Source organism: Brevundimonas sp. S1H14, from assembly GCF_047716865.1.
Taxonomy (GTDB): domain Bacteria; phylum Pseudomonadota; class Alphaproteobacteria; order Caulobacterales; family Caulobacteraceae; genus Brevundimonas; species Brevundimonas naejangsanensis.
On record NZ_CP136679.1, the window covers coordinates 1509997 to 1530273 of the forward strand.

Sequence of the window (20277 nt, forward strand, 5' to 3'; positions counted from 1 at the left end):
AAGGCTCATTGCGACGAAAACCCTTCGCGGACGGAAGAACCGACCACGGGCGTCAGGGCGTCGGCGCCCTTTCCAAGCGTGGGCAGCACGATCTGGATGGCGCGGGCGGCGCCTTCGCTGACGGGGGCTGTGGCGGCCTCGGAAAGCCAGCGCGGCGGGTTGTCCTGCATGGCGCCCATGATGATCAGGTGGACAGCGCCGATCAGGGCCAGGGCGCGAACCAGTCCGACAGCCAGACCCAGCGTCTGATCCAGCACGCCCAGGGCGTGGCCGCGCGCGCCCTGCGAAATGGCCGAGCCGATAAAGCGCAGGCCGAAATAGAGGATGACGAAGACCAGCCCCACGGCCAGCACCGACCCGGCCCAGTCGGGATCGACCAGAGAGCGCCCGACCGGCGCCGTCCACGGCAGGGTGATCAGAGCCAGCAGGGCCGCCAGCAGGAAGCTGAACAGGGCCGTGATCTCGCGCATGCCGCCCCGGAACCATCCGGCGGCGCCCGAGGCCAGCAGGGCCAGGATCACGAAGACGTCGTAGCCGGTCACGCGCTCTGCGGCCTCAAGGAGGATGGGGAACGCGCCCTAATAGCGGTTCTGGGAGATTCGCTCGACCGCGTCGGTCAGGCGGGTGACGACGGTCAGGGCGACGTCGCCCTTCTTCACCTTTCCATTGGCCTGTGGCGGGGCGAGGGCGCGCTCGAAGCCGAGCTTCTGGGCCTCGCGCAGGCGGGCCTCGGCGCGCCCGACGGCGCGGACCTCGCCCGACAGGCCGATCTCGCCGAAGACGACACAGCCCTGCGGCAGGGGCATGTCCAGCGCCGATGAGATCAGGGCGGCGGCGGCGGCCAGATCGGCGGCGGGCTCGTTGATCCGCATCCCGCCCGCGACGTTCAGATAGACGTCCTTGTCGCCGAACCCGAGGCCGCAGCGCGCCTCCAGCACCGCCAGCAGCATGGCGAGACGACCCGAGTCCCAGCCGACGACGGCGCGTCTTGGCGTGCCGTATGCAGAGGGCGCGACAAGAGCCTGAATTTCCACCAGAACAGGGCGCGAGCCCTCGATCCCGGCGAAGACGGCGGCGCCGGGCGCCCGGTCCTTGCCTTCGCCCAGGAACAGGGCGGAGGGGTTGGGCACTTCACGCAGGCCGGCGTCGCCCATCTCGAACACGCCAATCTCGTCGGTGGCGCCGAAACGGTTCTTGCCAGCGCGCAGGATGCGGAAGGGATAGCCGCGCTCGCCCTCGAAGCTGAGCACGGCGTCGACCATGTGTTCGACCACGCGCGGCCCGGCGATCTGGCCGTCCTTGGTGACGTGGCCGACCAGGACGATGGCCGGACCGCCGTTCTTGGCTAGCCGCACCAGTTCGGCGGCGCAGGCGCGCACCTGGGTGATGGAGCCCGGCCCGGCGTCGTGGGCGTCGCTCCATAGCGTCTGGATGGAGTCGATGATGACGATGTCGAACGGGTCGCGCTTCAGCGTCGTCAGTATGTCGCGCAGGGCGGTGGCGGAGGCCAGGGCCACGTCGGCGTCGGCCACGCCCATGCGTTTGGCGCGGGCGCGGATCTGCTCGATGGCTTCCTCGCCCGAGATATAGGCGACCCTGGCGCCGTTGCGCGCGGCCTTGGCCGTGACCTCCAGCAGCAGGGTCGACTTGCCGACGCCGGGGTCGCCGCCCAGCAGGATGGCCGAGCCGGGCACGACGCCGCCGCCGCAGACGCGGTCGAACTCGGTCACCCCGGTGACGATGCGCGGCGGCTCAGGCGTGTCGGATTGCAGCGTCTCGAACTGCACCCCGCGCCCGCGCGCGGTCGAGGCGGGCTTCATGGCGCCCGGAGGGGCGGCCTTGGACTCCTCGACCAGCACGTTCCACTCGCCGCAGGCCGAGCATTGCCCGGCCCATTTGGAATGAACCGCCCCGCAGGATTTGCAGACGAAGAGAAGAGAGTCGCGCGCCATAAGACAGACCTAGCAGATCAGACGGCCGAGGGCAGGCGGGTTGGATCAAGATGCGTCCGAAACTGTCATAGGGAGACTGCGGGGTTGCGCAGGCGTCCACACAGCCGTCATTCTGCCATGATAAGGCCGTGATCCGACTCAACCGCCCGGAAGGCAAACGAATGACCCTGGAAAATCCCCCCGCCGTCGATCCCTCGCTCGTCTCGCGGGTGAAGTTTATCCTGACGCGGCCCAAGTTCGAATGGCCGGTGATCGACGCCGAGAGCGCGACCATCAAGGGGCTGTTCACCAACTACGCCGTCATTCTGGCGGCCATTCCGGCGGTAGCGACCGTCGTGGGCCAGATCGCCTTCGGTCATCGCGGACTGGTCGGACCGGTGCTGGCGGGCGCGCTCAGCTATGTGCTGAGCCTGATCAGCGTCTACATCCTGGGCATGATCATCGATGCCCTGGCGCCGACCTTCGGCGGGACCAAGGACCGGGTGAAGGCGATGCAGGTCGCCGTCTATTCCATGACGCCCATGTGGGTGGCGGGCGTGCTGAACATCATCCCGACGCTGGGCTGGTTGGCGCTTCTGATCGGCTTTTACGGCTTCTATCTGATGTATCTGGGCCTGCCGGTGCTGATGAAGACGACGGCCGAAAAGGCGCTGGGCTACACCATCGTCGTGGTCGTGGCGGCCATCATCCTGTTGGCGATCGTCTGGTCGCTCGTCGCAGCGGTCATCGCCAGCTTCGTCATCGTCGGCGTGGGCGCGACGGCCTTCGCCCTGAGCTAAGTCTGAAGATGAAGGGTTGGGGCGGTGCGCCCCGGCCCTTTGCTATTCAGCCCTTGTAGACGCGCGGCACGCGTGGCGTGATCGAGGTCAGCAGTTCATAGCTGATGGTGCCTGCCGCCGTGGCCGCGTCGTCGATCAGGCGGTTGGCGCCGTAGATCTCGACCGGATCGCCCGCCTTGACGTCCAGGCCGGTTACGTCGACGGCCAGCACGTCCATAGACACCCGGCCGATGATCGGCCGCATCTCGCCTGCGATGAGGACCTGTCCCTTGGGGCTGTAGGAGCGCAGCACGCCGTCGGCGTAGCCGGCGCCGACGGTCGCCACGCGCATGGGTCTGTCGGCCTTGTGGCCCTGGGCATAGCCGACGGTTTCGCCTGCGGGCACGTCGCGCACCTGCACCGCCTGGGCGATCAGGCTGGCGACGGGGGCGATCTTTTCATGAGGACGACCTTCCGGGCCGCCGCCGTACAGGCAGATGCCGGGGCGCACCACGTCGAAGGCGAAGTCCGGCCCCAGGAAACAGCCGCCTGAGTTGGCCAGAGAACGCGTCACGCCCGGATAGCGCTGGACCGCCGCGGCGAAGGCGTCGCGCTGGGCCCGGTTCAGCGGGTTCGACGGTTCGTCGGCGCAGGCCAGGTGGGTCATCACCAGTTCGAGGCCCTCGAACGGTTCAGGCGCGTCCTCGGCGCGGAAACCCAGCCGGTTCATGCCGGTGTCCAGTTGCAGGGCGCAGGCGCTGCCGCCTGCCGCCTGCCAGGTCTGAAGCTGGGTCGGGTGGTTGATGACGGGCCGCAGGTTCGAGGCCTTGAGCATGGCCGCGCCATCGCCGTGGCAGCCGTCCAGAATATAGATGGCCGGCTCAGGCCCGATCGCCTCGCGCAGGCGCACGCCCTCGGCGGCGCGGGCGACGAAGAAGGTGCGGGCGCCTTCGGCCATCAACCGACGCGCCACGGCGGCGGCGCCCAGGCCGTAGCCGTCGGCCTTCACGACCGGATGGACCGGACGGCCCGTCACGGTCTCGAGGGTGCGATAGTTGCGGACGAGCGCGTCCAGATCGACGTTGAGGACAGCGGGAGCAAGGGCAGGGGAGGTCATGAAAAGGGTTATAGGCCGCTGCTCGGGCGGCGCTACCGGCTTTTATGTCCTAGCGACACGCGTGTGGCCCCGACCGGAGGGTGGAGCGTTTACTCCGGAATATCCGCATAGGCGCCGCCGTAGCGGCCGTCGTGGGCCAGGTTGCCGAAGCGGGTGGTGTTGGAATCGAACGCCAGCTTGACGATGCCGATGGGGCCGTGACGCTGCTTGCCGATGACCACCTCGGCCTGGTGCTGCAGGCGGTCCATGTCTTCCTGCCACTTCAGGTGTTCTTCGGTGCCTTCGCGCGGCTCGGCGCGGCCCAGGTAGTAGCTTTCGCGATAGACGAACATGACGCAGTCGGCGTCCTGCTCGATCGAGCCGGATTCCCGCAGGTCGGACAGTTGCGGCCGCTTGTCTTCGCGCTGCTCCACCTGACGCGACAGCTGCGACAGGGCGATGATGGGGACGTTCAGCTCCTTGGCGAGCGCCTTCAGGCCGCCGGTGATTTCGGAGACTTCCTGCACCCGGTTCTTCTGGCTGTTGTCGCCGGTGGTGACGAGCTGGAGGTAGTCGACCACGATCAGGTCCAGACCGTTTTCCATCCGCTTCAGCCGCCGCGCGCGCGCCGCCAGCTTGGAGATGGACAGGCCGCCGGTGGCGTCGATGTAGAGCGGGCTTTCGCCGATCTCGATGGCGGCGTCGCGAATCTTGCCGAAGTCCGAGGCGTCGATCTCGCCCTTGCGCAGCTTGTCCGAGGATACGCCCGAGGCGTCGGCCAGAATACGCATGGCCAGCTGTTCAGCGCTCATTTCCAGCGAGTAGAAGGCGACCACGCCGCCGTCGACGGTCTTGCGCCCGCCGTCCGGGGTCGGCTCCCATCGATAGTTGCGCGCGATGTTGAAGGCGATGTTGGTCGCCAGCGCCGTCTTGCCCATGGAGGGACGGCCCGCGAGGATCAGAAGGTCGGAGGGGTGCAGACCGCCCAGCTTCTGGTCCAGATCGTCCAGCCGGGTGGCCAGACCGGCCAGCTTGCCCTCGCGCTGATAGGCCTCGCCCGCCATTTCCACAGCGCCCGACAGGGCCTGTGAGAAGGACACGAAGCCCGACGACGGCTTGCCCGTCTCGGCCAGCGAATAAAGCGTCTGCTCGGCCTGTTCGATCTGCTCGTCGGCGGGCGTCTCGGGGTTGGGCGCCTCCTTGATGATCTCGCCGCCGATGCGGATCAGGTCGCGGCGCAGCGCCAGGTCATAGACGACGCGGGCGTAGTCGGGAGCGTTGGCGGCGGGCGGCGCCCGGTCCACCAGATCGGCCAGATAGCGCAGGCCGCCGAACTCCTGAAAGGCCGGGTCCTGCTTGAATCGCTCCATCAGGATGGTGGGCTCGGCCAGCAGGCCTTGACGGATGTGGTCCTCGATCGCGTCGAACAGCCGCTGGTGGAAGGGCTCGTAGAAATGGCTGCCGCGCAGTCGGTCCGACAGGCGTTCGAACACGGCGTTGTCGAACATCAGAGAGCCCAGCAGGGCCTGCTCCGCCTCCAGATTATGGGGCATGGACGACACCTGCACGGGGTCGTTGGCGGAATCATAGGGCAGGGGGGCGAAGGCGTTCATCGACATCATCAATAGCCATAGGCGCGCCCTGCGTCAGACGCGGGCGCGGTCGTCGTCGTGGACAGTCGCCTGCGCCTGTGGACGGGCGCGGAAAACCGCTGTCGGATCAGTGAGGGGCCGTCAGCTGCGGCAGGGGTAGCGTTCGACCATCCAGTCGCGCACGGCCTGGGTCACGGTGACGCGGCGCCGGGCCTCGGGCATGGTCTCGAACCGGGCGACGAGCGTCTCGGGGGTGATGCCGGTGCCGGAGGCGGGGATGCAGTGGGCCGGGCGGCGACCGGCCGAGACGGCTGAGGCCTGCTCGGACTTCACCGTGCTGACGGCGCCGGTGACCTCGCGGATCAGGCGACGGGTGTCCGGGCGCATCATGGCCACGGCGCGGTTGCGCGGGATGTTCTGACCGATGGTCAGAAACTGCTGGACGGTCATGTCGGACGACTGGGCCTGGGCGGTGGGAGCGGAGGCGAACAGCGTCACCGAAGCCAGAGGCGCGGCGATGAGGGCGAGAGCGAAACGCGACATGGGGAACTAAATGCTCTCGTGCAGCCGGCTTCGCAAGGTCTGGCGGTTCAGGGTCATGCGGGACACGGATGCGCCTCGGCCATCCATTCGCGCACCGCCTGGGTCACGGAGATGCCGCGCCGCTGGGGCGGGATGCTGCTGAAGCGGCCCAGAATCTCGCCGGTGTTCACGCTGACCTTATCCGGCACGCAGGTGGCCGGGCGACGACCGGCGGCGCGGGCGGCCGCCTGCTCGTCTCGGATTGTCCTGAACGCCGCCTTCATCTCGTTCATCAGCCGCCGCGTGTCTGACCGCAGAAGGGCGGTCGGATTGCGCGGGATGCGGTTGGCCGAGGTCAGGAACTCCTGAACCGACATGGCGGCGGCTGCGCCGGGCAGGGCCGACAGGGTCAGGGCGGCGACGACGGCGATTGCAGCGGCTTTCATGGCTTCCCTTTCGTGAGAGGAGGAGCCTAGCGCACGGCTTGCAGCGGAACCATGAGCGCCGAACGGCGTCGTGCATTAAGTTTTCGTCAGGCGCGGCGGCTGCGATGCACGCCGCGCCTGACGATGGAGGCGCGCTCAAGGGCCAGGGAGGAAGCCGTCAGACGCGCGCCCCGCAGCCGTCACCACTTCACCGCCAGTCGCCCGTAAACGAAGCGGCCGTTGAAGCCGTACGGCGAGAAGTTGGAGAAGGGGAAGGCGCCGGTCGTGTTGTTCTCCCGCAGGCTCTGGCGCGGATACTGATCCAGGATGTTGTCCGCGCCGATCGAGACGGTGACGCGATCATTGAAGCGGTAACGCGCCTCGACATCGGCCACCAGGGCGTCGCCCAGTTGCAGATCGGTGGCTTCGCTCGCGCCGGCGGCCAGAACGTCGCCATAGCCGGTCAGGCGGAATGTGCCGCCCAGACGCTGAGCCTCCCAATCCGTCTGGAAGACGACCTTCCACGGCGGCGTGCCTTCTTCAAAGCGGGTGACCGCCTGACGCCCGAACAGGGAGGTCGGCGTCGGCAGGATGCCGGTCTGCGTCATCGGCGTCTTGGTCACCTTGAAGTCGTTGACGTTGCCCGCGAGGGTGAAGTCCAGACGGTGACCGGCCGCGGTTTCGGCGCGGTAACGGGCCACAACGTCTAGGCCGGTCGTCTCGGTATCGACCCCGTTGATGAAGAAGCGCGCCGCCGTGGCGCCATAGGGCGTCAGCAGGTCGAAGATAGTCTTGGCGTTGCTGCCTGCGGCGGCGTTGGCGTCGCCGGTCAGGGTCTCGGACAGGATGATCCGGTCGTCGATGTCGATGCGATAGGCGTCGGCCGTCAGCTCGAACGGGCCATTGCGCACGACGAAGCCCAGCGAATAGTTGACCGAGGTTTCGGCTTCCAGCGCCGTGCCGCCCAGCGCCAGACCCACGTCGCTGATCGACGGATAGGTGCCGGTCTCATAGGGGATGTTGTTGATGTAGAGGACGGCGGTCTGGGTGTAATACTGTTGTTGCAGGCTGGGGGCGCGGAAGCCGGTCGAGACGGCGCCGCGGATGGCGAAGTGCGGGTTGAAGTCGTAGCGGCCCGCGATCTTGCCCGAGACGTTGTCGCCGAAGTCTGAATAGTTTTCGTAACGCAGAGCGCCCGATAGGGTCAGGTTCTCGATGACCTCGCCTTCCAGATCCAGATAGACGCCGACGTTGCTGCGATCCTCGTCGACTTCGTTGTTGGGCGTGAATCCGGTGAAGCCGCGCGAGCCCCAGTTCAGCGTCGTGCCGCCGGCCGTCAGGATGGGGCCCCGGGCATAGGAGGCTTCTTCGCCCGCGCCGATCTTGTAGGTTTCGCGGCGCGCTTCCAGACCGAAGGCAACGTTCAGCGGGCCGGCCCAGCCGAGATCGAACTGGCGCGAAGCGTCGGCGCCGAACACCAACTGGCTGTATTCCAGCGAACCGGCGTCGAACGACGTCTGGCCGTCGATCCCATAGGTTGGGTTCATCGTATTTTTGGCGCCGAAGTCGATCTTGTTCGAGCCGTATCCCAGGTTGACGTCGATATCCCAGCCGCCCGCCTGCCCACGGAGCCCGCCCGCGGCGGTCCAGTCGGTGGTGTCGGTCAGGATGTAGGGCAGATAGCCGTTCGGGTATTTGCGCCCCGAGCCGTAGTCCGGGTTCTGGGCGTTGTCCGTCGGAGTGCGATAGAAGGCGGCCGCCGAGGCGTCACGCTGCTGATAGCCGGCCCAACCATAGGCCTCCCAGCCATTGCCCAGCGGCAGGCCCGCGTTCAGATAGGCTGAGATGTCCTCCACCTCGGCGTCGCCCTGTCCGCCGGTGATCCGCCCCAGCGTCGGATTGATGTCGGAGCGGTTCGTGCTGTCGCGGTCGCGGTATTCCACCGAGGCGGTCAGAAAGCCGTCCTGGCCCAGGCCGAAGCCCTGCCAGGCAGAGACAGTGACGGTGTCGCCGTCGCGGATGTCGCCCTCGCGGCCATAGAAGCCGTTGAAGTCGGTGACATAGGAGCCGTAGGTCACGCTGGCGCCGCCGCCTTCGCGGGCTTCGCGCAGGCGCAGGTTGATGACCCCGGCGATGGCGTCAGACCCGTATTGAGCCGCGGCGCCGTCGCGCAGCACCTCGATCCGCTCGACGGCGGAAGAGGGGATGGCGTTGAGGTCGACCGCCGACGAGCCGCGACCGACCGAACCGTTCAGGTTGACCAGGGCGGTCTGGTGACGGCGCAGGCCGTTGACCAGGACCAGGGTCTGGTCCGGCCCCTGACCGCGCAGGGTGGCCGGGCGGATGGAGTCCGTGCCGTCGGTCGCCGACGGGCGGGGGAAGTTCAGGGCGGGAACTGTCGCCGCCAGCTGAGCCGCTAGTTCGGTCGTGCCGCGCTGTTCCAGCGCTTCGGCAGTGACGACATCGACAGGCGCGACCGTGTCCAGACGGGTGCGGTTGGCGACGCGGGTGCCGGTGACGACGATGTCGTCTACTGAGGTGGCGTTGTCGGGCGTGCTCTGGGCCTGGGCGGCGCCGGCGATCAGGAGGGCGGCGCCGGACGCGGCGGCCAGCAGGGCGGGGCGGCGGAACGAAACGATGGGCATGGGAGAGATCAGCTTTTCTGGTTGGACGCGGGGAAAGCGCCGCATACTGAAAGCGCGACGGTCCAAGCCTGCGTCGGTAAGGCTAACGAGAAGTTTCCGAGGGCCGAAATCAGTCACAATCGCGACAGGGAGCGGCCTGCGAACGCGGCTCCCAGGTCGGGCGGGACTGGACTGAAGACATGGCGGCTCCGGCGCGTCGAATGTGACGAGACGCGGCGATACTGCGGCGCGAAGACGGCGTCCGGTATCGAGATTACTTCACAGGTCAGTTAGAAAAGCTAAGGGTAGGCGACGGTTTCGTTCTGTCGGCAGGGCAAAGCCCGGGCAAAGAAAAAGGGGCGCTTCCTTGCGGAAGCGCCCATGGATCATCTCGCCGAAGCGACAGGATCAGGCTTCGTCGCCGAAGCCTTCCTGTTGGCCGGCGCCGCCTTCCAGCAGCTCCTGAGCGGCCTGATCAGCAGCTTGACGCTCGTCGTCGAACTGGCTGCGGATCACGTCCTCGCCCTTGGCCTGACGCTCGGCTTCGTCAGCCGAACGGGCGATGTTGATCTTGACCGTGGCCGAGACCTCGGGGTGCAGGCGGACCAGCACCTCGTGGACGCCCAGCGTCTTGATCGCCGTGTTCAGCACGACCTGCGAGCGCTCGACCTTGCCGCCTTCGGCGCGAACGGCCTCAGCGACGTCGCGGCCGGCGACCGAGCCGTACAGCTGGCCGGTTTCACCGGCCTGACGGATCATGATGTAGCTCTGACCGTCGATCTTGTCGGCGATCTTCTGCGACTCGGCCTTGTTCTTCTCGTTGCGCTGCTCGATGGCGGCGCGTTCGATTTCGAAGGCCTTCAGGTTGGCTTCCGTGGCCCGACGCGCCTTGTCGCGTGGCAGGAGGAAGTTACGGGCGAAGCCGTCCTTGACGGTGACGACGTCGCCGATGGCGCCGAGGTTCTCGACGCGTTCCAGCAGAACGACCTTCATCTTACTTCACCACGTACGGCAGGAGGGCCAGGTAGCGGGCGCGCTTGATGGCCTTGGCCAGTTCGCGTTGCTTCTTGGCGGAAACGGCGGTGATGCGCGAAGGCACGATCTTGCCGCGTTCGGAGACGTAACGCTGCAGCAGCTTCACGTCCTTGTAGTCGATCTTCGGCGCGTTGGCGCCCGAGAACGGGCAAACCTTGCGGCGACGATAGAAGGGGCGACGGGCCGGGCCGGAGCCGGCCGGAGCGCCCGGGATGGGGGCAGTCATATCGGTCATGATCCGGTTCCTTATTCCGAAGCCGCGGCGTCTTCGCCGCGCGGGGCGCTGCGGTCACGCTCGCGTTCGCGGCGGGCCAGCAGGGGCGACAGCTCCAGGTCGAGTTCCTCGACGCGGATGGTCAGCCAGCGCAGCACGTCTTCGTTGATCGACAGCTGGCGCTCGACTTCGGCCATGGCGGCCGGCGGGCAGTCGACGGCCATCAGCGAATAGTGAGCCTTGCGGTTCTTCTTGACCCGGTAGGTCAGGTTGCGCAGACCCCAGTACTCGATCTTGGCGACGGAGCCGCCGCCTTCTTCGATCAGAGCCTTGATGGTGTCGTTCAGCGCTTCGGCCTGTTGCGCCGAGATATCCTGGCGCGTCATGACCGTGTGCTCGTAAAGAGCCATGCGGTATTCTCCCTTGGCGGACATCGGCGCGAACGAACCGGGTGAGTTCGTCCACGATGGCTCCTGATGCGGCGGACGGGAGTTTCCCGGCCCTTTGACGTTCCGCAGCAGGACCGAAGCCCTGGAAAGGGCGCGCCTATACGGGAAAACCCCCGTCAGGGCAAGGCAGGGAGCGGGCCCAAGCCTGCGGCTTCGGTCGTGAGCGGCCTATTCCTCGCAGGAGTTTCACAAAAGTCCCGGCGAGCCGTCGCATTGGGCCGGTAGGCATCGCCCACGACCATATCGGGTTGGGGATCTATCGTCATGAAGTTGTCTGTCGCCTGCCAAGTCGCATTCTTGGCCGCCGCCCTGCTGGCCGGCGCGCCCTCTATGGCCCTGGCGGAGGCGGCGGCGAAGCCTGCGCCGCTGCACGCGCCGAACGGGCGCTGGGCGGCCAAGGGGTGGGCCGACCGCATCGTGCTGAGCCCCGCCGCCGACGCTGCGCGCGGCGCCGCCGTCGCCTGGCGCACCGATGTGCGCCAGACCGCCGCAGAGGCCCAGATCGCCGAGGAGATCGACGGCCCGCTGCTGGACTTCGCCGCCCGCACCGTGGCCGGGACCACGGCGCCGATCGAGAATGAGAACGGCCGCGCCCTCTATCATCAGGCGCGCTTTGACGGGCTGAAACCGGACACGCGCTATGTCTATCGCGTGCGCGCCGCCGACGGCTGGAGCGAGTGGCTGCCGTTCCGCACGGCGAAGGCTGAGTTCGCGCCGTTCCGCTTTATCTATCTGGGCGACACCCAGAACGACATTCTGGAGATCGGCTCGCGCGTGATCCGCTCGGCCTTCAAGGAGGCGGGACCGGCGGCGCTGGTCGTTCACGCGGGCGATCTGGTGGCGCAGCGCGAGGAAAAGGTTCACGACGACGAATGGGGCGAATGGACCGAGGCGGGCGGCCGCGCCTTCGCCATGACGCCGCAACTGCCCGCCAGCGGCAACCACGAATACGTCGACCACGTGCTGCCGAACGGCGAGGAATCGCGCGTTCTGGGCCCGCATTGGCCGCTGCAGTTCGCCCTGCCGGACAATGGCGCCGAGGGAGCGAAGGCGACCAGCTATTATGTCGACTATCAGGGCGTGCGCTTCATCGTGCTGGACGGCACGGCGGCGATCGATCTGGGGGCAGGGGAAAGCCAGACGCGCTGGCTGGACCGTGTGCTGGCCGATAGCTCGGCGCGCTGGAACGTCGCTCTGTTCCACCAGCCGATCTACACCTGCGCCCGGCCCGAGGACACCGAGGAGCTGAAGGCCGCCTGGAAGCCGATCTTCGACGCCCGCAACATCGATCTGGTGCTGCAGGGGCACGACCATTGCTACGGCCGCGTCTCCAACCCGGCCGGGGCCGAGGCCTCGCGCGCCGACAGCGCGGCGGGCCGCCCGCAGGGGCCGGTCTATGTGGTCTCGGTCACGGGGTCGAAGATGTACGGGCTGAACGACCGGGCCGACACGCAGCCGGTGCGCGCGGCCGAGAACACCGAACTGTATCAGCTGATCGACGTCGAGGCGGATCGCCTGTCGTTCCGCGCCTTCACGGCGACCGGCGGGCTGTATGACGCCTTCACGCTGGAGCGGCAGGCAGACGGGACGAAGCGTCTGGTCGAAACGGAAGAGACGTTGATGGCCCAGCGTCGCTGCAACGGCGCGGCGGGACCGGACGACCGTCCCTGCACGGCGCGCGGGAAGGACTGAACCGGCCCGCCGTCCTTCTTGCCGTAGGGGAGGGATTCGCCTAACCCTCGCGGCTTGATTCAACGGATGACGGACGATCCCGGATGAGCCTCGCGCTTCTCTTTCCCGGTCAGGGCAGCCAGTCGGTCGGCATGGGCGTCGCCCTGTCGGAGGCCTTCGCCAGCGCGCGCGACGTCTTCGCCGAGGTGGATGACGCCCTGAACCAGAAGCTGTTCGCCTTGATGCGCGAGGGGCCGGAAGATCAGCTGACCCTGACCGAGAACGCCCAGCCGGCCCTGATGGCCGTCTCGGTCGCCACAGCGCGGGTGTTGAAGGTCGAGTTCGGCGTCGATGTGACGCGGGCGGCCTTTGTCGCCGGTCACTCGCTGGGCGAATATTCGGCCCTGGCGGCGGCAGGCGCGATCAGCCTGTCGGACACCGCCCGTCTGTTGAAGCTGCGCGGTCAGGCCATGCAGCGCGCCGTGCCGGTGGGCAAGGGCGCGATGGCCTCGCTGATCGGGCCCAAGACCGATCTGGCGCTGGCTGAAGAGGCCGCCAAGGCCGGTTCGGCGGCGGGCGTCTGCGTCGTCGCTAACGATAACAACAAGGGCAACGTCGTCATCTCGGGCGATAAGGCCGCCGTGGATCTGGCCATCGAGAAAGCCAAGGAACTGGGCGCGCGCGCCATTCCGCTGAATGTTTCGGCGCCCTTCCACTGCCCGCTGATGCAGCCTGCTGCGGACGAGATGGCCGCGGCTTTGGCTGATGCGAAGATCGTGGCGCCGGTCGTGCCGGTGGTCGCCAACGTCACCGCCCGCCCGGAAACTGACGCCGAAGTCATCCGCCGCCTGCTGGTCGAACAGGTGACGGGCCGCGTGCGCTGGCGCGAGAGCATGGAGTGGATGGCGACTGAAGGCGGCGTGACCCGCTTCGTCGAGGTCGGCTCCGGCAAGGTGCTGACCGGCATGGCCAAGCGCATCGCTCCCGACGCCGAGGCGCTGGCGCTGAACACGGCGGAAGAGCTGGAAGCCTTCGCGAAAACCCTCTGAAGCCGCTCATCCCCGCGGAGGCGGGGACCCACTTCTTTGGGAACGAGATGCGGCGCTTGAAGCTAAAGCCTAGGTCCCCGCCTCCGCGGGGATGAGCGGAGATTTCAATGTTCAATCTTTCGGGAAAGACCGCCCTTGTGACCGGCGCCACCGGCGGCATCGGCGGGGCGATCGCCCGCGCCCTGCACGCGCAGGGGGCGACTGTCGTCCTGTCCGGCACGCGCGAAGCCGTGCTGGCCGATCTGGCCAAGGAGCTGGGCGAGCGGGCGCATTTCGCCGCCGCCAACCTGTCCGACGCGGACTCGGTCGACGGTCTGGTCGCGCGCGCTGAGGAAGCGGCGGGCGCGCCGCTGGACATCCTGGTCGCCAACGCGGGCATCACCAAGGACGGCCTGCTGATGCGGATGAAGGACGAGGACTTCCAGTCCGTCATCCAGATCAACCTCGAGAGCTATTTCCGCCTGACCCGCGCGGCGGTGAAGGGGATGATGAAGCGCCGTTCGGGCCGCATCATCGGCATCACCTCCGTGGTCGGCGTCACGGGCAACCCCGGCCAGACCAACTATTCCGCCTCCAAGGCAGGGATGATCGGCTTCTCCAAGTCGCTGGCCCAGGAAGTCGGCTCGCGCGGGATCACGGTCAACTGCATCGCGCCGGGCTTCATCGCCTCGCCGATGACCGACGTGCTGAACGACCAGCAGCGCGAGGCCATCCTGTCCAAGATTCCGGCCGGACGTCTGGGCGCGGGCGACGAAATCGCCTCGGCCGCCGTCTATCTGTCGTCGGATGAAGCGGCCTATGTCACCGGCCAGACGCTGCACGTTAACGGCGGCATGGCGATGATTTGATCGAAGCGTGAAGTGTCATCACGACGCGCAACAGACTATTTCCACTTCCGCACCCTGTGCTAAAGGGCACGGACGTCTTTCGGGGGTGAGTCTCATTGAGGCTTGATCCCGGCAGGCAGCCGTGACACGGCGAAACAACCCACGACCCGCCATCACGGCGATTTCAAACAGGCAAGAGAGACACTCATGTCCGACACCCTCGAACGCGTCCGCAAGATCGTGATCGACCACCTGGACGCCGATCCGGACAAGGTCACTGAGAAGGCTTCCTTCATCGACGACCTGGGCGCTGACTCGCTCGACAACGTCGAACTGGTCATGGCCTTCGAAGAAGAATTCGACGTCGAAATCCCGGATGACGCCGCTGAGCACATCCAGACCGTCGGCGACGCGGTGAAGTTCATCGACGAGAAGCTGGCCGCCTGATCCGGCTGCGATTCGTCGCACTTACCAGCTGATGGCCGCCGTGACGGACCCCTAGCGGGACCGTCCGGCGGCCATTAGTGTTTCTGGTTACGATTCTGACCAAGAAGGAGCGCGAACCATGCGCCGCGTCGTCATCACGGGCCTCGGCCTGGTTACGCCTCTGGGCACGGGCGTCGAGCACGTCTGGAAGGGCATTCTGGAAGGCCGCTCGGGCATCCGTCCGATCACCGCCTTCGACACCGAGGGCTACGGCTGCACCATCGCGGGCGAGGTGCCCAGCGTCGACGGGCGCGGCGGCGGCGAACCCGGTCAGCCCGGCGTCTTCGATCCTGATCAGGTCATGTCCGCCAAGGACCGCAAGCGCGTCGACGACTTCATCCTGTACGCCATCGCAGCGGCGGACGAGGCGTTGGCCGATGCGAACTGGAAGCCGGAAACGGAAGACGACAAGGAAGCGACCGGCGTCATGGTCGGTTCGGGCATCGGCGGCCTGGGCCCCATCGCGGACACGGCCATCATCCTGAAGGAACAGGGCGTCCGCCGCGTCAGCCCCTTCTTCATCCCCTCGGCCCTGATCAACCTGGCGTCGGGCCAGATTTCGATCCGCCACGGCCTGAAGGGTCCGAACCACTCGGTCGTCACCGCCTGCGCCACCGGCGCACACGCCATCGGCGACGCGGCCCGGATGATCGCCCTGGGCGACGCCGACGTCATGGTGGCGGGCGGGGCTGAGAGCTCGGTCGTGCCGATCGGCATCGCGGGCTTCCTGGCCTGCAAGGCCCTGTGCACCGCCTATAACGACACGCCGGAGAAGGCCTCGCGTCCCTATGATCGCGGCCATGCGGGCTTCGTCATGGGCGAAGGAGCCGGGATCATGGTGCTGGAGGAGTACGAACACGCTAAGGCGCGCGGCGCCAAGATCTACGCCGAGGTCGTCGGCTACGGCATGAGCGGCGACGCCTATCACATCACCGCTCCGTCGGAAGACGGCGACGGCGGCCTGCGGGCCATGAAGGCGGCGCTGAAGCGCGCCGGCATGCAGCCGTCCGATCTCGACTACGTCAACGCCCACGGCACCTCGACCATGGCCGACTGGATCGAGCTGAAGGCGGTCGAGCGTCTGGTCGGCGACCACGCCAAGGATCTGGCCGTGTCGTCCACCAAGTCGATGACGGGCCACCTGCTGGGCGCCGCCGGGGCGATCGAGAGCATCTTCTCGGTCCTGGCCATCCGCGATCAGATGGCGCCGCCGACCATCAATCTGGACGATCCGGAGATGGAGACGCCGATCGACCTGGTTCCGCACAAGGGCAAGGCTAGGAAGATCGATGTCGCCATGTCCAACAGCTTCGGTTTCGGCGGCACAAACGCCTCTGTGATCTTCAAGAAGGTCGACTGACTTGGCCAAGGCTCCGTCCCGCCGCACCCCCAAGGTTCGCATTCCCAAGTCGCGCGTTCCGAAAAAGGGAAGCGGGGGCGGAGGCGCAAAGTCCGGTCTCGGCGTCGGCCTGATCACGGCCGCCGGGACGCTGGGTCTGTTTCTGGTCGCCGCGCTGGTGGCGTTCTGGGCCGTCTACTGGGGGCCGGGGCCGAAGGCGGCGGAAGGGGAGGCGACCATCGTCACCCTGCCGTCCGGGGCGGGCGTTCCGGCCATTGCGGCCAATCTGAAATCGGCGGGGGTGATCCGCTCGACCGACCTGTTCCGCGCGGCGATCAGCCTGACCGGCGCCGACCGCAAGATCCGCGCGGGCGAATATGAGGTGCCGTCAGGCGCCTCTCTGGCGACGGTGGTGGGCCTGCTGGTCGACGGCAAGTCGGTGCGCCACTACGTGACCCTGCCTGAGGGCTGGTCCAGCGCCCAGGCCGTCGACATCCTCATGAAACAGCCGGTCCTGACCGGCGAGGTCGAGGTTCCGCCCGAGGGCAGCCTGTGGCCCGAGACCTATGAGATCACGCGCGGCGAAACCCGCGCCGCCGTCGTCGCCCGGATGCAGCGCGCTGCCAAGACCAAGCTGGAGACGCTGTGGGCCGCCCGCTCGCCCGCCACGGTGGTCACGACGCCGGAAGAGGCGGTCGTCCTGGCCTCCATCGTCGAGAAGGAGACGGGCATCGCCTCCGAACGGCCCGAGGTGGCGGCCGTCTTCACCAACCGCCTGCGTCTGGGGATGCGGCTGGAGAGCGACCCGACCATCGTCTACGGCGTGACCAAGGGGCGGCCGCTGGGGCGCGGCATCCTGCTGTCGGAGCTGCGCAAGCCGACGCCGTGGAACACCTATCTGATCGACGGCCTGCCGCCGACGCCCATCGCCAATCCGGGCGAAGAGGCGATCAAGGCCGTGCTGAACCCGCCGCGTTCGGAATACGTCTTCTTCGTCGCCGACGGCACGGGCGGCCACGTCTTCGCCCGCACCTATCAGGAGCATCTGCTCAACGTGGCCCGCTGGCGCGAGATCGAGCGCCGCAAGGCCGGTCTGACGGCGGGGGAAACCGCGCCGGAGACGTCGCCTGCGCCGATGACGGATGAAGCGGCTGGCCCGGCCATCGCCATTCCGCCGGGCGCCAAGGTCATTCGCGTGCCGACGGAGGCCGGACGATGAGCAACTCGATCTCGGGCATGACGGGCTTCGGCCGGGCCGACGGGACGCTGGACGGCTGGACCTGGACGGTCGAGGCGCGCTCGGTCAACGGCCGGTCGCTGGAGATGCGTTTTCGCGGCCCGCACGGCTTCGACAATCTGGAACGGCTGGCCAAGGCGGCGGCTCAGGCGCGGCTGAACCGCGGGCAGGTGACGCTGGGCCTTCAGGCTAAACGCGCCGAGGGAACCGAGCCCGCGCCACGCGTCAATGAGGCGGTGCTGGCGACCTATCTGCGGCTGGCGAACCAGTTGGCGGAGGAAGGAGCGACCCCGCCCTCGGCCGACGGCCTGCTGGCCCTGCGCGGCGTCATCGAGGTCGCCGAAGAGGACGAGGACACCGAAGGTCGCGCCGCCCTTGAGGCCGCCATGGCCGCCACGGTCGAACAGGCGCTGGATGCGCTGAAGGCGTCGCGTCAGCGCGAAGGCGAACAACTGACGCCGGTGATCCACGACTTCGTCGGGACCATCGAGGCTCTGGTCGCGCGCGCCGAACTAGAGGCGTCGGCTCAGGTCGAGGCCATCCGCGACCGCTTCACGCGCCGCATCAGCGAACTGGCGCCCGACGCGCCCGGGCTGGACGAGCGCGTCTTCCTTGAAGCCGCCGCCCTGGCGACCAAGGCCGATGTGCGCGAGGAGCTGGACCGGCTGACGGCTCACGTCGCTTCGGCCCGCGCACTGTTGCAGCAACCCCCCGCCGGTCGAAAACTCGACTTCCTGATGCAGGAATTCATGCGCGAGGCGAACACCCTCTGTTCGAAATCCGCTACGACCGCGCTCACCGGAATCGGCCTGGAGTTGAAGGCCGTCATCGAGCAGCTTCGAGAACAAGTTCAGAATGTCGAATAACCGCACCCCCCGCCGTGGCGTCCTGCTGATCGTGGCCAGTCCGTCGGGGGCCGGAAAGACCTCGCTGTGCCGCCGCCTGATGGCCGATCACAAGGGGCTGGAGCTGTCGGTTTCGATGACCACGCGCGACATTCGGCCGGGCGAGGTGGACGGGCGCGACTACAACTTCGTTTCGGTCGAGGAATTCCAGCGCCTGATCGACGCCGACGCCTTCCTGGAATGGGCCGATGTGCACGGCAACCGCTACGGCAGCCCGGCCGCCCCGGTCGAACGGGCGCTGGCCGAGGGGCGCGACGTCCTGTTCGACATCGACTGGCAGGGCGCCCGCGACGTGGCCGCCAAATGCCCCGGCGACGCCGTGCGGGTCTTCATCCTGCCGCCGAGCCTGGAAGAGCTGCGCCGCCGTCTGGTGACGCGTTCTCAGGACGCCGAGGACGTGATCGAGCGTCGCGTCGCTAACGCCAAGGGCGAGATCGAGCACTGCGACGAGTTCGACTATGTGCTGGTCAATGAGGACTTTGATCGGTCCTACGCCGAACTGGCGCACATCTATCACGCCGAGCGCAGCTGCCGTCGTCGCAACCTGTGGGTCGACGGCTATAAGGCGGCCCTGTTGAAGGAAGTGGTCTGACGCCCATGAACGAGGCCGAACACCGCCTCTGGCTGGCTCAGGCGATCGATCTGGCGCTGGAGAACGTCCGGGCGGGCGGTCGGCCGTTCGGGGCGGTGCTGGTCAAGGGCGGCTCGCTGGTCGCCAGCGGCGTCAACCGGATGCTGGCGACGAACGATCCCAGCTCACACGCCGAAATGGAGGCCCTGCGTCAGGCGGGGCCGGCGCTGGGCGGCGTCGACCTGTCGGGCGCGGTCCTCTACGCCAGCGGCCACCCGTGCCCCATGTGCCTGGCGGCGGCTGTGATGACGCGGGTCAGCGCCGTCTACTACGCCTTCAGCAATGCGGACGCCGAGCCTTACGGCTTCTCCAGCGCGGCGACCTATCAGGCGCTGGGCGTGACGCTGGACCCGCCGCCGTTGCCGTTGACGCAACTGGACGTGCCGGGGCGGACGGCGGCGGAGCTTTACGGCGCCTAGCGGAAGGTCACGCGCACGCCGGGCTTGACCTTGGAGGCCAGTTGCTCGGCGTCCCAGTTGGTCAGGCGGACGCAGCCGCTGGAGAAGGTCTTGCCGACCTTGGACGGGTCCGGCGTGCCGTGGATGCCGTAGGTGTCGCGCGACAGGTCGATCCAGACTGAGCCGACCGGATTGTTCGGCCCCGGCGGCACGATGACCTTGCGGTCGCCCCGGTCATAGCTGACCCGGTCCGGATCGTAAGTGTAGTTCGGCTCGGGCGCGACGCCGACGACGGTCAGTTCGCCCGAGGGCGCCGGGCGGGCCGAACTGCCGATGGTGGCCGGATAGAAGGCCAGGAGCTTGTCCGAGGCGTCATAGACCCGCACCGAGCGTTCGGCCTTGTCCACGACGATATGGGCGACCTCGGCCGCCAGGTCGGTCTGGGCGACGGCGGCCACGACGATGGTCTGACCCGCCTTGCCGAAGTCGACGCCGGGGTTGAGCGCCTGCAGCAGGCCTTCGGTCATGTGGAATTTCTCGGCCAGCATCTCCAGCGGCGTGGCGTAGCCGACCGTCTTCAGCTTGGCCATGTCCGCCAGACTGGCCGGAACCTGGCCGATGAAGGGGCCGCTGAGGTCGGCGGCGGTGATCGTGTAGTCGGTCAGGACGCGGCCGTCGTCGCCTGAGGTCAAGCGGCGGAATACCTCGGCGTCCAGCACTCCGTCCTGCGGCAGGCCGGCGGCTTTTTCGAAGGCGGCGATGGCCTGACGCGTGTTGTCCCCGCCCAGGCCGTCGATGACGCCGGGCGAGAAGTTGGCGCGGTCCAGCAGGATCTGCGCGCGCGCCGTGGCCGCGTCTGGCCGCGCGGGCTGGCCCTCGACGGGAACGGGGGCGGTTTCGAATACGGCGCTTTCGACCGCCTCACGCGTCAGAGCGGCGGGCGCCGGGGGCTGGGCGGCCGCCGGCGGCTGCTCCGGCCTGGGCGTTTCAGCCGGAGAGCCGCAGGCCGTCAGGGCAGCCGCGATGAAGGGCAGGGCAGAGGCGGCGAGGCGCGATTTCGACATGAA

21 protein-coding genes are annotated in these 20277 nt (G+C 67.7%); 10 read left to right on the forward strand and 11 right to left on the reverse strand.

All coding sequences use genetic code 11. The annotated features are described in order from the left end of the window. Positions 1-5: 5 nt before the first annotated feature. Both RSD66_RS07420 and radA read right to left on the reverse strand, forming a co-directional pair. Positions 6-542, reverse strand: coding sequence for a CvpA family protein (locus RSD66_RS07420; protein ID WP_119411791.1), 537 nt, complete (start codon positions 540-542; stop codon positions 6-8). 36 nt (positions 543-578) lie between these two features. Then, positions 579-1952, reverse strand: a complete 1374-nt coding sequence (gene radA, locus RSD66_RS07425) for a DNA repair protein RadA (protein ID WP_119411792.1) — start codon at positions 1950-1952, stop codon at positions 579-581. A gap of 161 nt (positions 1953-2113) precedes the next feature. On the opposite strand from radA, the gene RSD66_RS07430 reads away from it, so the two are divergent. Then, complete coding sequence (locus RSD66_RS07430) at positions 2114-2731, forward strand: Yip1 family protein (protein WP_415289498.1); 618 nt, start codon at positions 2114-2116, stop codon at positions 2729-2731. A gap of 46 nt (positions 2732-2777) precedes the next feature. On the opposite strand, the gene alr is transcribed toward RSD66_RS07430, so the two are convergent. The 8 genes from alr to rpsF form a co-directional block, all read right to left on the reverse strand. Then, positions 2778-3827, reverse strand: a complete 1050-nt coding sequence (alr, locus tag RSD66_RS07435) for an alanine racemase (RefSeq protein WP_415289499.1) — start codon at positions 3825-3827, stop codon at positions 2778-2780. 89 nt (positions 3828-3916) lie between these two features. Further along, complete coding sequence (locus RSD66_RS07440; RefSeq protein WP_415289500.1) at positions 3917-5419, reverse strand: replicative DNA helicase; 1503 nt, start codon at positions 5417-5419, stop codon at positions 3917-3919. Between the two features lie 120 nt (positions 5420-5539). Next, positions 5540-5941, reverse strand: coding sequence for a hypothetical protein (locus tag RSD66_RS07445; RefSeq protein ID WP_415289501.1), 402 nt, complete (start codon positions 5939-5941; stop codon positions 5540-5542). Positions 5942-5994: 53 nt separating this feature from the next. Next, positions 5995-6366 (reverse strand): hypothetical protein, encoded by a 372-nt coding sequence (locus RSD66_RS07450; protein ID WP_415289502.1) that lies wholly within the window; start codon positions 6364-6366, stop codon positions 5995-5997. A 179-nt stretch (positions 6367-6545) separates the two neighbouring features. Beyond that, positions 6546-8990: a TonB-dependent receptor plug domain-containing protein gene (locus RSD66_RS07455; protein WP_415289503.1), complete on the reverse strand. Its 2445-nt coding sequence runs from the start codon at positions 8988-8990 to the stop codon at positions 6546-6548. A gap of 387 nt (positions 8991-9377) precedes the next feature. Further along, complete coding sequence (gene rplI / locus RSD66_RS07460) at positions 9378-9962, reverse strand: 50S ribosomal protein L9 (protein ID WP_024353036.1); 585 nt, start codon at positions 9960-9962, stop codon at positions 9378-9380. A 1-nt stretch (position 9963) separates the two neighbouring features. Next, positions 9964-10239: a 30S ribosomal protein S18 gene (rpsR, locus tag RSD66_RS07465; protein ID WP_415289504.1), complete on the reverse strand. Its 276-nt coding sequence runs from the start codon at positions 10237-10239 to the stop codon at positions 9964-9966. 11 nt (positions 10240-10250) lie between these two features. Next, positions 10251-10628: a 30S ribosomal protein S6 gene (gene rpsF, locus RSD66_RS07470; RefSeq protein WP_024353035.1), complete on the reverse strand. Its 378-nt coding sequence runs from the start codon at positions 10626-10628 to the stop codon at positions 10251-10253. Positions 10629-10931: 303 nt separating this feature from the next. Here rpsF and RSD66_RS07475 point away from each other — a divergent pair, with 303 nt between their 5' ends. From RSD66_RS07475 to RSD66_RS07515, 9 genes are all read left to right on the forward strand, one after another. Then, positions 10932-12359, forward strand: a complete 1428-nt coding sequence (locus RSD66_RS07475) for a fibronectin type III domain-containing protein (protein ID WP_415289505.1) — start codon at positions 10932-10934, stop codon at positions 12357-12359. A gap of 83 nt (positions 12360-12442) precedes the next feature. Then, positions 12443-13387 carry an ACP S-malonyltransferase gene (gene fabD, locus RSD66_RS07480; protein ID WP_415289506.1) on the forward strand — a complete coding sequence of 315 codons (945 nt, stop codon included), beginning with the start codon at positions 12443-12445 and terminating at the stop codon, positions 13385-13387. A gap of 107 nt (positions 13388-13494) precedes the next feature. Beyond that, the gene (fabG, locus tag RSD66_RS07485) at positions 13495-14235 is read left to right on the forward strand and encodes a 3-oxoacyl-[acyl-carrier-protein] reductase (RefSeq protein ID WP_346522736.1); all 741 of its coding nucleotides are present in this window, start codon (positions 13495-13497) and stop codon (positions 14233-14235) included. A 186-nt stretch (positions 14236-14421) separates the two neighbouring features. After that, positions 14422-14661, forward strand: coding sequence for an acyl carrier protein (locus tag RSD66_RS07490; RefSeq protein ID WP_003165440.1), 240 nt, complete (start codon positions 14422-14424; stop codon positions 14659-14661). Positions 14662-14779: 118 nt separating this feature from the next. Further along, on the forward strand, positions 14780-16060 hold the full coding sequence (fabF, locus tag RSD66_RS07495; RefSeq protein WP_415289507.1) for a beta-ketoacyl-ACP synthase II: 1281 nt from the start codon (positions 14780-14782) through the stop codon (positions 16058-16060). Between the two features lies 1 nt (position 16061). Next, complete coding sequence (gene mltG, locus RSD66_RS07500) at positions 16062-17258, forward strand: endolytic transglycosylase MltG (protein WP_415289508.1); 1197 nt, start codon at positions 16062-16064, stop codon at positions 17256-17258. Then, positions 17255-18142, forward strand: coding sequence for a YicC/YloC family endoribonuclease (locus RSD66_RS07505; RefSeq protein WP_415289509.1), 888 nt, complete (start codon positions 17255-17257; stop codon positions 18140-18142). The genes mltG and RSD66_RS07505 overlap by 4 nt, the downstream gene beginning before the upstream one ends. Next, a complete protein-coding gene (gene gmk / locus RSD66_RS07510) occupies positions 18132-18773 on the forward strand; it encodes a guanylate kinase (protein WP_119411801.1) in 642 nt (213 codons plus the stop codon). Before RSD66_RS07505 ends, gmk begins: the two co-directional genes overlap by 11 nt. 5 nt (positions 18774-18778) lie before the next feature. Then, a complete protein-coding gene (locus RSD66_RS07515; protein WP_415289510.1) occupies positions 18779-19231 on the forward strand; it encodes a nucleoside deaminase in 453 nt (150 codons plus the stop codon). Here the strand turns inward: RSD66_RS07515 and RSD66_RS07520 are convergent. Then, a complete protein-coding gene (locus RSD66_RS07520; RefSeq protein WP_415289511.1) occupies positions 19228-20274 on the reverse strand; it encodes a L,D-transpeptidase family protein in 1047 nt (348 codons plus the stop codon). The two genes, RSD66_RS07515 and RSD66_RS07520, sit on opposite strands and share 4 nt — an antisense overlap. Positions 20275-20277: the final 3 nt, after the last annotated feature.